The organism is Pseudogracilibacillus sp. SE30717A (assembly GCF_037071985.1).
Taxonomy (GTDB): domain Bacteria; phylum Bacillota; class Bacilli; order Bacillales; family Amphibacillaceae; genus Pseudogracilibacillus.
The window spans coordinates 43,516-57,266 of record NZ_JAXHDF010000002.1; the positions used below are offsets into that span (position 1 = coordinate 43,516).

At 34.1% G+C, this 13,751-nt stretch carries 13 protein-coding genes; all 13 read left to right on the forward strand.

The window, feature by feature from the left end; genetic code table 11:
• Positions 1-20 precede the first annotated feature (20 nt).
• The 13 genes from infB to dapG all read left to right on the forward strand — a co-directional run bounded on the left by infB (position 21) and on the right by dapG (position 13,748).
• The gene (gene infB / locus SPD48_RS02950; protein ID WP_336256571.1) at positions 21-2,126 is read left to right on the forward strand and encodes a translation initiation factor IF-2; all 2,106 of its coding nucleotides are present in this window, start codon (positions 21-23) and stop codon (positions 2,124-2,126) included.
• Complete coding sequence (locus SPD48_RS02955; protein WP_336256572.1) at positions 2,123-2,401, forward strand: DUF503 domain-containing protein; 279 nt, start codon at positions 2,123-2,125, stop codon at positions 2,399-2,401. Before infB ends, SPD48_RS02955 begins: the two co-directional genes overlap by 4 nt.
• A 41-nt stretch (positions 2,402-2,442) precedes the next feature.
• Positions 2,443-2,787: a 30S ribosome-binding factor RbfA gene (rbfA, locus tag SPD48_RS02960; protein ID WP_336256573.1), complete on the forward strand. Its 345-nt coding sequence runs from the start codon at positions 2,443-2,445 to the stop codon at positions 2,785-2,787.
• Positions 2,788-2,854: 67 nt separating this feature from the next.
• The gene (gene truB, locus SPD48_RS02965; RefSeq protein ID WP_336256574.1) at positions 2,855-3,766 is read left to right on the forward strand and encodes a tRNA pseudouridine(55) synthase TruB; all 912 of its coding nucleotides are present in this window, start codon (positions 2,855-2,857) and stop codon (positions 3,764-3,766) included.
• A 1-nt stretch (position 3,767) separates the two neighbouring features.
• Positions 3,768-4,703: a bifunctional riboflavin kinase/FAD synthetase gene (locus SPD48_RS02970; protein WP_336256575.1), complete on the forward strand. Its 936-nt coding sequence runs from the start codon at positions 3,768-3,770 to the stop codon at positions 4,701-4,703.
• A gap of 136 nt (positions 4,704-4,839) precedes the next feature.
• On the forward strand, positions 4,840-5,109 hold the full coding sequence (gene rpsO / locus SPD48_RS02975; RefSeq protein WP_336256576.1) for a 30S ribosomal protein S15: 270 nt from the start codon (positions 4,840-4,842) through the stop codon (positions 5,107-5,109).
• Positions 5,110-5,313: 204 nt separating this feature from the next.
• A complete protein-coding gene (gene pnp / locus SPD48_RS02980; RefSeq protein WP_336256577.1) occupies positions 5,314-7,428 on the forward strand; it encodes a polyribonucleotide nucleotidyltransferase in 2,115 nt (704 codons plus the stop codon).
• 348 nt (positions 7,429-7,776) lie between these two features.
• The gene (locus SPD48_RS02985; RefSeq protein ID WP_336256578.1) at positions 7,777-8,727 is read left to right on the forward strand and encodes a polysaccharide deacetylase family protein; all 951 of its coding nucleotides are present in this window, start codon (positions 7,777-7,779) and stop codon (positions 8,725-8,727) included.
• A gap of 22 nt (positions 8,728-8,749) precedes the next feature.
• Positions 8,750-9,961: a M16 family metallopeptidase gene (locus SPD48_RS02990; RefSeq protein WP_336256579.1), complete on the forward strand. Its 1,212-nt coding sequence runs from the start codon at positions 8,750-8,752 to the stop codon at positions 9,959-9,961.
• 48 nt (positions 9,962-10,009) lie between these two features.
• A complete protein-coding gene (locus tag SPD48_RS02995) occupies positions 10,010-10,246 on the forward strand; it encodes a YlmC/YmxH family sporulation protein (RefSeq protein ID WP_336256580.1) in 237 nt (78 codons plus the stop codon).
• Positions 10,247-10,752: 506 nt separating this feature from the next.
• A complete protein-coding gene (gene dpaB / locus SPD48_RS03000) occupies positions 10,753-11,343 on the forward strand; it encodes a dipicolinate synthase subunit B (protein ID WP_336256581.1) in 591 nt (196 codons plus the stop codon).
• Between the two features lie 82 nt (positions 11,344-11,425).
• Positions 11,426-12,472 carry an aspartate-semialdehyde dehydrogenase gene (asd, locus tag SPD48_RS03005; protein WP_336256582.1) on the forward strand — a complete coding sequence of 349 codons (1,047 nt, stop codon included), beginning with the start codon at positions 11,426-11,428 and terminating at the stop codon, positions 12,470-12,472.
• 31 nt (positions 12,473-12,503) lie between these two features.
• Positions 12,504-13,748, forward strand: coding sequence for an aspartate kinase (dapG, locus tag SPD48_RS03010; protein ID WP_336256583.1), 1,245 nt, complete (start codon positions 12,504-12,506; stop codon positions 13,746-13,748).
• Positions 13,749-13,751: the final 3 nt, after the last annotated feature.

Sequence of the window (13,751 nt, forward strand, 5' to 3'; positions counted from 1 at the left end):
ATAATTTTGGGGGTGAACGTATGACTAAAATGCGAATATATGAATACGCAAAGCAAAATAATGTAACAAGTAAAGAAGTTATCGATGAATTAAAGAAAATGAATATTGAAGTTTCTAATCATATGTCTTCGATTAATCCAGATACAAAAAGTAAATTAGATAAAACGTTCAATAAACAATCGGAAAATAAGACCAATAAGAGTGAACAATCTGGAACTAAGACAACTAGTTCTAAACCTAAACAAGAAAATAATAAAAAAGATAATAGGCCAAAACAAAAACAAAAGCAAAAAAACAAACAAAACAAACGAATTCATAGAAATAATAATAAAAATGTTGCAGAAAATAATAAGCAACAACAAAAACAAGAAACTCCTGACCATATTGTTTATAGCGACACATTAACTGTAAATGATTTAGCGGAGAAACTTCATAAAGATGTCTCAGAAATCATTAAAAAATTAATGTTTTTAGGGATAATGGCTACAAAAAATCAAGACTTAGATGATGATGCAGTAGAATTAATTTGTAGTGACTATGGAGTAACTGTAGAAAAAGAAATTATACTTGAAGATACGGATTTTGATAAATATCGTAAAGAAGATGACGAAACAGATTTACAAGAGCGTCCAGCTGTCGTTACAATAATGGGACATGTAGACCATGGTAAAACTACTTTGTTGGATTCGATTCGTCATACGAAAGTGACAGCAGGTGAAGCTGGAGGTATTACACAACATATCGGAGCTTATCAAGCAGAGAATAATGGAAAGAAAATTACATTTCTTGATACACCTGGACACGAAGCATTCACAAGTATGAGATCTCGAGGAGCACAAGTTACTGATATTGCTATATTAGTTGTCGCTGCAGACGATGGTGTAATGCCCCAGACAGTTGAAGCGATTAATCACGCAAAAGCTGCTGAAGTTCCAATTATTATTGCAGTGAATAAAATGGATAAAGAAACAGCTAACCCTGATCGAGTAATGCAAGAACTAACAGAGTATCAATTAATCCCGGAAGATTGGGGAGGAGATACGATTTTTGTACCTATATCTGCTATTAACGGGGAAGGTATTAATGAGTTACTTGAGATGATTTTACTTGTATCTGAAATGGAAGAATTGAAGGCAAATCCAAATAAACCAGCATTCGGTACGGTTATTGATGCACAATTGGATAAAGGTCGCGGTGCAGTAGCAAGTTTACTTGTACAAGATGGAACATTATCAGTAGGTGATTCAATTGTAGTAGGAAATACGTATGGCCGTGTTAGAGCAATGGTGAATGATGTTGGACAACGAATTGAAAAAGCAGGACCTTCTACACCAGTTGAAATCACAGGATTAAATATTGTACCACAAGCTGGAGACCAGTTTTTAGTCTTTAAAGATGAGAAAAAAGCTAGACAAATTGGAGAAACTCGTCAACAACAGCATATTGTTGAAAGTCGCGGTTCTCAAAATAAAATTAGTTTAGATGATTTATTTGAACATATAAAACAAGGTGAAATGAAGGATTTAAATGTTATTATTAAGGCTGACGTCCAAGGGTCTGCCGAAGCATTAGCTGCTTCATTAAAGAAAATCGAAGTGGAAAATGTCAATATAAACATTATCCATACAGGTGTTGGAGCAATAACTGAGTCAGATGTTATTTTAGCTTCTGCGTCTAATGCAGTCGTAATAGGCTTTAATGTTCGACCAGATGTAAATGCACAAAAAGCAGCAGAATCTGAAAAAGTGGATGTTCGTTTACACCGTGTTATTTATAAAGCGATTGAAGAAATGGAAGCAGCGATGAAAGGGTTACTTGACCCTGAATACGAAGAAAAAGTGATAGGGCAAGCTGAGGTTAGAGAGACATTTAAGGTATCAAAAATTGGTACAATCGCAGGAAGCTATGTTATTAATGGTAAAATTACTCGTAATTCAAGTGTAAGATTAATTCGTAATGGAGTAGTTTTATACGAAGGTGAAATACTTGCGTTAAAACGCTTCAAAGATGATGTCCGTGAAGTTGTACAGAATTATGAGTGTGGTATAACGATTAAAGACTTTAATGATATTAAGAATGGCGACATCATCGAAGCATTTATTATGGAGGAAATCGACAGAACATGATTGTTTACGCGGAAGTAGAATGCCATATTTACAATACGCATTCTCTTAAAGATAAGCGTTCCGTTATTAAAAGGTTAATTGCAAAAATCCGAAAAGATTTTAACGTTTCCATTTCTGAAATTGATTTTCAAGATCTCTGGCAACGAACCAAATTAGCCATTGTTACGGTTGCGAATGAACTGTTATACGCGGAAAAAATTATCCAAGAGGTCATTAAAATGATTGATAATGATCCTGAATTAGAAAGAACAATCACTACAATTGATCGATTATAATTTATGTTTTCTATCATGTCATACATTATGAGGTGAAAGAAATGGAAAATATGCGAACAAACCGAGTTGCTGAACAAATGAAAAAAGAAGTTGGCGAAATTTTAAACCAAAAAATAAAAGATCCACGGGTTGGTTTTGTTACAGTAACAGATGTGGAACTTACCAACGACTTGCAACATGCTACAGTGTTTATCTCTGTTTTAGGCGATGAAGAGAAAAAGCAGGAGACCTTGATCGGTTTATCGAAAGCTAGCGGATTTATTCGTTCTGAAGTGGGCAAACGGATTCGTTTAAGAAAAACACCGGAAATTGTCTTTCAATTTGATGAAGCACATGAGTATGGAAATCGAATTGATTCAATTCTCCGTAAACTGAACAAAGAATAAAGAAAATCTGACCCTTATATTGTTTGGGTCAGATTTTTATCCGCTTTTTTATTAGGAGGATATTTTCATGAATGGAATATTACCTTTACATAAACCGAAAGGATTAACTTCCCATGATTGTGTGATGAGAGTTAGAAAACTATTACACATCAAGAAAGTAGGACATACTGGTACATTAGACCCTGAGGTAGAAGGTGTTTTGCCAATATGCATAGGTGAGGCAACGAAAATAATACCTTATGTACTTCATTTAAAAAAGGTTTATATTGCAGATGTTGCACTTGGAAAAGCTACAACTACTGAAGATAAGGAGGGAGATGTGATTGAGCAAAAAGAAGTTTCATCACCTCCTACCGATGAAGAAATTGAAAAGGTTCTCCAAAAATTTAAAGGGGATATCATTCAAATACCTCCAATGTATTCAGCAGTTAAAGTTAAAGGGAAACGATTATATGAGTATGCTAGAGCAGGCATTAATGTAGAGAGACCACAAAGAAATGTAACCATTTTTCAGATTGAAAGAAAACGATTAAATGATTATCTAATTAATGATAAATTCCGAATAAAAGTTACTTGTTCTAAAGGGACATATATTAGAACTCTTTGTGTAGATATTGGAAAAAAGCTAGGTTATCCAGCTCATATGGCATATTTAAAACGAATAGAGAGCGATTCATTTCATATAGATGATACGTACACTTTTGATGAACTAGAAAAAGCAGTTGATGAAAATAGATTAGAGGATATATTGTTACCTGTTGATCGAGGATTAAATCATTTAGATACGATGCAAGTAGATGAGAAAACTAAAGCCAAAATATTACAAGGGCAAAAGTTTCCACTACCTTCTCAGAAGTTCAAGACCGAATCTTTTAAGGTAATGCATCATAATGAATTATTAGCAATTTACAAGCTACATAAAAATGAAGAAATAAAACCTGAACGGGTTTTTAATATCTATAAGAACGTAGGTGAATAATATGCAAATTATCCGACTTACCTATCCTCACACGTTTAATAAAACGGAGATCCCTGAAACGATTGCTGCTGCGGGTTTTTTTGATGGATTACATAAGGGGCATCAAGCAGTCATTCAAGAAGCTATTAAATTAGCAAGAGATGAAGGTAAAGAGAGTGCCGTTATTTCCTTTTATCCTCACCCAAAAGAAGTCTTAAATCGTCCCGAAAAGCCAATGCAATATATTACACCAAATGCAGAAAAGGAACAACTATTAAAAGACATGGGAGTAGATAAGCTGTATTTAATTACTTTTGACAGAGATTTAGCGAATCTATCCCCCCAAGGATTTGTAGATCATTTTATTATTGGTCTAAATATTGTCCATCTTGTAGCAGGGTTTGATTTTTCATTTGGTCATAAAGGCGCTGGAAATATGAATAATATTAATTCATTCAGTAAGGGTAAATTTACTACGACGTCTATAGAACCGGTAAAATTAGATGGAGAAAAAGTGAGTTCGACAGAAATTCGCCATAGCTTATCGACAGGAAATGTTGAAAAGGTAAAAAAATTATTGGGACGTGCTTATGAGACGGAAGGAATAGTAATAGAAGGGGAAAAGCGTGGCCGCCAAATTGGATTTCCAACAGCAAATTTAAAAATTGATGATGAAAAACTTATCCCAAAACAAGGCGTCTATGCTGTTAGAGTTAAATACAATAAAAAGCTTTTTAAAGGGATGGCTAATTTAGGAGTGAAACCTACCTTTCATGAAAACGAAGTAACACCTTCTATCGAAATTCACATCTTTGATTTTAATGACGATTTATACAGTAAGAATATTACTGTTTTATGGGATCACTTTATAAGAGAAGAGAAGAAGTTTGCAGGTGTTGATGAGTTGATTAAACAGTTAAAACAAGATGAATATACCGTTCAAGAATATTTTCAATAATTTTATTGTATTTCTTGCAATTTGTCTTCAAACAAGGTACTCTATACTTTGTAGAACCTTCGCTTGGCAAAATGTTACTCCGACGTTTGCTGGGGGAATGGGGATATGCAAAGACATTATAGGAGGTGGGCCAAAAATGGCTATTTCAAAAGAACGTAAATTAGAAATTATTAATGAATTTAAAGTACATGAAAATGACACTGGATCACCAGAAGTTCAAATTGCAATACTAACAGATGAAATTAATAATTTAAACGAACATTTACGCATGCATAAAAAAGACCATCATTCACGTCGTGGTTTGTTGAAGATGGTTGGTAAACGTCGTAATTTATTAAATTATTTACGTAAAAATGACGTAACACGTTATCGTGAAGTTATTCAAAAACTCGGCTTACGTAGATAATGGAAGGAAGCAGGAGAAATCCTGCTTTTTTTTATAAAAATAATGCTGTCAACTAATTTTATACAATGCTGATAGAATAAATTAAACCTACATATTAAAAACTTGTAACTTAACCTATACTAAAGGCAAACGGATAAAATTTACAAGAGATATTATAATCGATAAAATATAGACTATAAGGGACTGAAAGGAGTACTAATATATATGTCGGATGAAAAACAAATATTCTCTACAACAATTAACGGCAGTAAGTTTACAGTCGAAGTAGGAGAATTAGCAAAGCAGGCAAATGGAGCTTGTATGATACATTACGGAGACACTTCTGTCTTAGCAACAGTAACCGCATCAAAAGAACCGAAGGATTTACCATTTTTTCCATTGACCGTAAACTATGAAGAACGACTTTATGCAGTAGGAAAAATACCGGGAGGGTTTATTAAACGAGAAGGAAGACCAAGTGAAAAAGCAATACTGTCTTCTCGTCTGATCGATCGACCAATTCGCCCACTTTTTCCTGATGGATTCAGAAATGAAGTTCAGGTAATTAGTACAGTTATGAGTGTTGATCAGGATTGTTCTTCAGAAATTGCAGCTATGATAGGTTCATCAATTGCATTATCAATTTCTGATATTCCATTTAGTGGACCAATTGCAGGTGTAAACATTGGACGAGTTGATGGTAAATTTATTATTAACCCCTCCATTGAAGAACAAGAAAAAAGTGATCTTGAATTAACAGTGGCTGGCACTAAAGATGCTATTAACATGGTTGAAGCTGGTGCGAATGAAATACCAGAAGATATTATTTTAGATGCAATCATGTTTGCACATGAAGAGATTATCCGTTTGGTGGAATTTCAAGAAGAGATCGTCGAAAAAGTAGGCGCTGAAAAATCTGAAATTAAGGTGTTTGAAATTGATTCACAAATCAAACAAGATGTCGTGAGCCAAGTTAAGGATAAGTTGGATGAAGCAATTCAAGTAAAAGAGAAACATGCTCGTGAAGATGCCATACAAGCTGTGAAAGAAGAAGCTTTAGCAATGTATGAAGACGAAGATGAAGAAACGATTAAGCATGTGAAGCTTACGTTAGATGAATTGTTAAAAGAAGAAGTAAGAAGATTAATTACAGAAGAAAAAGTTCGCCCTGATGGACGAAGAACAGACGAAATCCGCCCGCTTTCTTCAAGAGTTAATATTTTACCGAGAACGCATGGTTCTGGTTTATTTACACGAGGACAAACTCAAGTACTTAGTGTCTGCACACTTGGAGCGCTTGGTGATGTGCAGATTTTAGATGGTTTAGATTTAGAAGAGTCAAAACGATTTATGCACCATTATAATTTCCCACAATTCAGTGTAGGAGAGACCGGACCAATCAGAGGTCCAGGGCGTAGGGAAATCGGTCATGGAGCATTAGGTGAAAGAGCTTTAGAAAAAGTAATCCCAAGTGATGAAGCATTTCCATATACAATACGTCTGGTGTCTGAAGTATTAGAATCGAATGGTTCGTCTTCACAAGCAAGTATTTGTGCAAGTACATTAGCAATGATGGATGCAGGTGTACCAATTAAAGCGCCTGTAGCAGGTATAGCTATGGGATTAGTGAAAACTGGAGAACATTATTCTATTTTATCTGATATCCAAGGATTAGAAGACGCACTAGGTGATATGGACTTTAAAGTTGCTGGAACTGAAAAAGGTATTACCGCCATCCAAATGGATATAAAGATTGATGGATTATCAAAAGAAATTCTCAAAGAATCATTAGAGCAAGCTAAAATAGGGCGACTAAAGATTTTAGATTCGATGTTACAGACAATTAACAAGCCGAATGAAAAATTATCTGATTATGCGCCAAAAATAATTACCATGAAAATTAATCCAGACAAAATTAGAGATGTCATAGGTCCAAGTGGTAAGCAAATTAATCAAATCATTGAAGAAACTGGTGTTAAGATTGATATTGAGCAAGATGGTACCGTCTTTATCGCTTCAACAGACCAAGAAATGAATGAAAAAGCGAAGAAGATTATCGAGGATCTCGTTCGAGAAGTCGAAGTTGGTCAAATTTATTTAGGAACTGTAAAACGAATTGAAAAATTCGGAGCATTCGTCGAGTTATTTAAAGGCAAAGACGGACTCGTTCATATTTCTCAACTTCAAGATAAACGGACAAACAAAGTAGAAGACGTTGTTTCCATCGGAGATAAAATCATGGTTAAAGTAAAAGAAATTGATCAACAAGGAAGAGTCAACCTTTCTCGTAAAGATGTCCTCCAAGAGGAAAGAGAAAGTAAAGAAAAATTAAGTAAATAATTGTATGAAAAATAGAAGCTGGAAACCCAGTTTCTTTTTTAATTTTTTGAACGATTGATCTTAATTTTACTTGGTTATTACAGTTTGAAATTGAATGGAGTTTGGAGATTCATTTCCTTAGTTGATTTTCATGTACTTGTTTGCTCAATACAATTGTACAACTATATTCCGAGTTTTTTTCAAATTTGCATTGCATTTTAATTAAGTCGCAATTTATATTTTTCTGCATGACAGCTTTATCATGATGAAGGTTAAGATAAAAATCATTTTTCATTTAATCTGACTAACCTATATTGTTAAGTCATATACCATTCCCCTTGTTCATAAACTAGGACAAGGGGTGAAGAAATGAAAGAATTAAAATTTGAAAAATTGTATGCTGTTTTCACAATATTACTATTAGTAACTGTACTTACTGCAGATAAAAATGTTTTTTTCGTCTCAAAAACTAAAGGAGAAGTTTTAGTTGTTTCAAAAGAATCAAATGAGCTGCTCCAAGAAATTAAATTAAGTGCAAGCAAGTATAATGAGGAAGCCCAAGATGCGTATATTGATGACGTGTGGAAAAAGACTCCTGGCAGAAATGGGCGAACTGTTAATGTTGAGAAGTCATATGCAAATATGAAGAAAGAAGGGAAATTTGATTCTTCGCTGTTAGTTTTTGATTCGATAAAGCCATCTGTATCTTTAGAGGAATTGTCTGCGGCCCCAATATACCGAGGACACCCTGAAAAAGAGATGGTTGCATTTTTAATTAATATATCTTGGGGTACGGAACACATCCCAAGTATTCTTAAAACATTAAAAAAAGAGAACATAAAGGCAACGTTCTTTATTGAGGGAAAGTGGGCAAAAGAAAATAAAGATATTGTTAAAATGATTTATGAGCAAGATCATAGTATAGGAAATCATGCGTATAATCATCCAGATATGGCAAAAATGTCTTCTGAACAAATAAGAGAACAAATTGAAAGTACAAATGACATTATTGAAGCGATTATTGGGACAAAACCTAAATGGTTTGCGCCTCCTAGCGGTAGCTTTAATGATGAAGTAGTTAAAATTGCAGACGAGCTAGAAATGGAAACGATCCTTTGGACAGTCGATACGATTGATTGGAAGAATCCTTCCATTTCTGTTATGATTAACCGAGTTATGAAAAATATTCATCCAGGTGCAACGGTTTTAATGCATCCTACAGAGTCTGTTGCGCAAGGGCTATCCCCTCTAATAACCGAGATAAAACAAAAAGATTTAGAGATAGGAACAATTGAAAATTTATTAAGTGAAAATAGATAATAGATATGCAGGGGGAACTACCATGATTGAAACATATAGATGTCAAAACGGATTACGTGTTGTTTTAGAATCTGTTCCAACAGTTCGATCAGTAACGATTGGAATATGGGTATTAACCGGGTCAAGACAAGAAACAGAAATTGATAATGGGATATCCCATTTTTTAGAGCATATGCTTTTTAAAGGGACAAAAACTCGAACTGCTAAACAAATAGCTGAAGCCTTTGATTCAATAGGTGGTCAGGTGAATGCTTTTACTTCAAAAGAATACACATGTTTTTATGCACGTGTTTTAGATACATACAAAGAACATGCTTTAGAAGTATTAACTGATATGTTATTTAATTCTACTTTTTTAGAAGAAGAAATTGAAAGAGAAAAAAAGGTTGTTATGGAAGAAATAAAGATGTATGAAGATACTCCTGATGACCATGTACATGACTTACTCTCAGAAGCAGCTTATGGCGATCATCCGCTAGGGAAACCTATTATTGGGACAGAAGAACAGATCAATACTTTTACTAAACAGACATTAAATGAATATATGGAAAACTTTTATACACCCAATAATATTGTTGTTTCTGTTGCCGGGAATGTACAATCGGAATTTATTCATACAATTGAAGATTACTTTCGATCATTTAATCGTGTAGAAAAGAAAACTGTAATAGAAAAACCAATATTTAGAGCGAATAGAATGATAAAAAATAAAAAGACGGAACAGGCGCATCTGTGTATTGGCTATCCAAGCCTAGCGTTGAATGATTTGAATATTCCAGCCCTGTTAATTATAAACAGCATACTAGGTGGAGGAATGAGTTCACGATTATTCCAAGAAGTAAGAGAAAAGCATGGATTAGCGTATTCAGTTTTTTCCTATCTTCTCACTTATTCAGACAGTGGCATGTTAGCGATATATGCCGGGACAAATAAAGACCGTGTAGATCTTTTGCAAAAAACAATACATGAAATTGTTACAGATTTTGTCGAAAAAGGAATAACTGAAAAAGAATTTATGAATAGTAAGGAACAATTAAAAGGCAATATGATGTTAAGTTTAGAGAGCACTAATAGTAGAATGAGCCGGAATGGAAAAAATGAACTATTATTAGGGAGACAGAGAACTCTTGATGATATAATTGAAGAAATCGACCAAGTTGATCAACCAACGATTAATAAAGTGTTGCAAGATATCTTTCTAAAAGAATATGCACAATCAATCATCCTACCATAAATATATTTCTCCCTGTTTTATTGTATAAAAATACAGGAGGGAAGTGCAATGCGATTTAAAGATATTAGTGGGAAAGAGATTATAAGTATTAATACTGGAGAACGTCTTGGGGTATTGGGGCAAACAGATTTACAAATTAACACAAAAACTGGAAAGATAGAGTCATTTATTGTACCTACTTATAAATGGTTTGGATTAAAAAAAGAAGAAACGGAATCTATAATCACTTGGGAAATGATAAAAAAAATAGGTCAAGATATTATATTAATTGAATTTGAAGAATAATAGAAACGAGAACGTGAACCATTGTAAATCCGCATTGATGCAATAATTTTTGATCAATGCGGATTTTTTCTGTTTTATAGACTAAGTGAGGTATTAAATGAAAAGCGTATATGAGTTCATCGGTATAAGTACGTTCTAAAACGTCGGAACTCATACCCGCTTTTGCGAAAGATAAGATAGTATAAAACAAGTAATACCCAGCATTGGAAGATGTTCCTCTTATGTCTACGGTAATATTCAAATCTATTTCCATCGCTAGAGTTGTTTTGTATTTTTACAATTTATAAGACTAACTTCCAACCAGAGAAATAATAGTATAAAAAATCATATTTATTTGTGTTTATAGAAGGCATTTGTTAAATATTCGTTTCTTTATTATTTAATTCTTATCTAGGTAAAAAGCCAACATTTTAGTTAAATGGAACAGAACTATTTTAAAGAACATACATTGTTAAGGAATATTTAACACAGATAGATTGATTAAAGATGAAAGGTTTGATTTTTCCATGTCTTTAAAAGGTAAGAGAATCGGTTTTGGCTTAACAGGTTCCCATTGTACCTATGACGCTGTTTACCCACAATTAGGAAGGTTAATGGAAGAAGAAGCAGAAGTTATTCCAATTGTATCTTATACAGTGAGAAACACGGATACAAAGTTTGGAAAAGCGGAAGAACATATAGAAAGGATAGAATCAATTACAAATCGTCGGGTTATTTCAACCATACAAGAGGCAGAACCACTCGGTCCAAAAGAACCGCTTGATTGTATGGTAATTGCCCCTTTAACTGGTAATTCATTAAGTAAATTTGCGAATGCGCTTACAGACTCTCCCGTACTTATGGCTGCTAAAGCGACATTAAGAAACAGGAGATCAGTAGTACTTGGTGTTTCGACGAACGATGCGTTAGGTTTAAATGGTGTTAATTTAATGCGGTTAATGAATAGTAAATTAATATATTTCATTCCATTTGGTCAGGATAATCCATATAAAAAGCCAACTTCACTTGTAGCCCATATGGATTTATTAATCCCGACAGTACAAGAAGCTCTGGAGTATAAACAAATTCAACCCATTATTATTCCTTATTCGAATTAAAATATGTTAAAATAAACAGTAAAGTCTAATTTAGAGACTAAAATAAAAATGTTCACACGATTTGGAAGGAGTAATTAATTACATGACAAACGATAAGCAATATAATGTAGCGGTTGTTGGTGCTACAGGAGCGGTAGGACAAAAAATAATTCAATATTTAGAAGAAAAACCATTCCAGGTGAACAATATTAAATTATTATCATCTAAAAGATCAGCTGGAACAACAATTACATTTAATAATAAGGAAATTACAGTTGAAGAAGCAACTGCTGATAGTTTCAATGATATTGATATTGCATTTTTTTCAGCAGGTGGGGCTGTAACTGAACGTTTTGCTCCAGAAGCAGTGAAAAGCGGGGCAATTGTTATTGATAACACAAGTGCTTTTCGAATGGATGAGAATGTACCTTTAGTCGTACCTGAAGTAAACGAGAGTGATTTAAAAAATCATCAAGGAATTATTGCAAATCCAAATTGTTCAACCATTCAAATGGTAGCAGCTTTAAAACCTATTCAAGATGCATATGGATTACAAAGAATCATAGTATCTACTTACCAAGCTGTATCAGGAGCAGGATTAGATGCTCAAAATGAGTTAACAAACCAAACAAAACAATATTTAAATGATGAAGAAATGACTGCAGAAATTTTACCAGCGGGGTCAGATAAAAAACATTACCCAATTGCTTTTAATGCGTTACCTCAAATTGATGTATTCACTGATAATGGGTATACAAAAGAAGAATTAAAAATGATTAACGAGACGAAGAAAATTATGCATGAGCCTGAATTACCTGTAGCTGCTACATGTGTTAGACTTCCTGTTTTTACTTCACATTCTGAAAGTGTATATATTGAGACGAAAGAATCAAATGTCACAGTGGAAGAAATTAGAAAAACACTAGCTAATGGGAGTGGGATTATAGTAGAAGACGATCCATCTACACAAACATATCCTACACCTTTGAGCGCAGCCGATAAAAAAGAAGTGTTTGTCGGAAGAATTCGTAAAGATTTAGACAATAATAATGGGTTTCATCTATGGATCGTTTCTGATAATCTAGTAAAAGGTGCTGCGTGGAATACAGTTCAAATTGCACAAGCACTTGTTAAAAATGAGTTAGTTTAAAAAAATTATAAAGTTGAGGTATGATAAGAGAATGCGATTGCTTATTCAAAAATTTGGTGGAACGTCTGTACAAACAAAAGAAAATCGGGTACATGTGATTCAACAGATTAAACGTGCACTTGCAAAAGATTATAAACTAGTTGTAGTAGTTTCTGCGCTAGGTAGAAATCCAGACCCATATGCTACAGATACGCTTCTCAAAATGGTTGATCACCCAACAACTAATAATTCAAAACGGGAACTAGATATGCTGATGTCATGCGGTGAGACGATTGCTTCTGTGGTTTTATCTAATGAGTTACGTCAACATCAAGTTTCCGCAACAGCATTAAGTGGTGCTCAGGCTGGATTAATTACGAATGAGAATTACAATGAAGCTAAAATTAAACAGGTAAAACCTGATCGAATCAAGCATGAACTTAAAAACCATGACGTAGTTGTCGTTGCCGGATTTCAAGGTAGAACGGAATCGGGCGATATTACAACAATTGGCCGTGGTGGAAGTGATACGAGTGCAGCAGCATTTGGTGCGTCACTTCAGGCTGAATGTATAGAGATATTTACTGATGTAGAAGGTATTATGACAGCAGATCCGCGTGTTGTTGACTCAGCTCAACGGATTGATGTAGTCACATATACTGAAATCTGTAATTTAGCTTATCAAGGTGCTAAAGTTATTCATCCGAGAGCAGTGGAAATTGCGATGCAAGCAAAAATTCCACTTCGTATTCGGTCGACATATTCTAATAATGAAGGAACATTAATAACATCTTCTCGAGTTGATAAAATAGGCATAGATATTCCAGATCGATTAGTTACGGGTATTGCTCATATTGATTCGATTACTCAACTTAATGTAACTGTTAATGAAGATGATTTAGAAGCTCAAGCTACTATTTTTAAGACGATGGCAGAGGCAGATATCTCTGTAGATTTCATTAATATTTCACCAACAAATGCTATTTATACCGTGCCTTCAATAGTAGCGGATAAAGCGACATTACTATTGAAGGAGAAAGGTTTCGCAGTAAGTGTTAGAAATAATTGTGCTAAAGTCTCTGCAGTAGGAGCTGGAATGACAGGAATTCCAGGTGTTGCAGCCAAAATAGCGGATGCGCTAGTAAAAAATAGTGTACAGATTTTACAATCCGCCGATAGTCATACAACCATTTGGGTTCTTATTGATGAGAAGCACTTAAAATCAGCTATTAATGCATTGCATGAAGCTTTTGAGTTAAACAAAATAACAGAAAGAGAAAAAGAAACGACTCAATAGGCC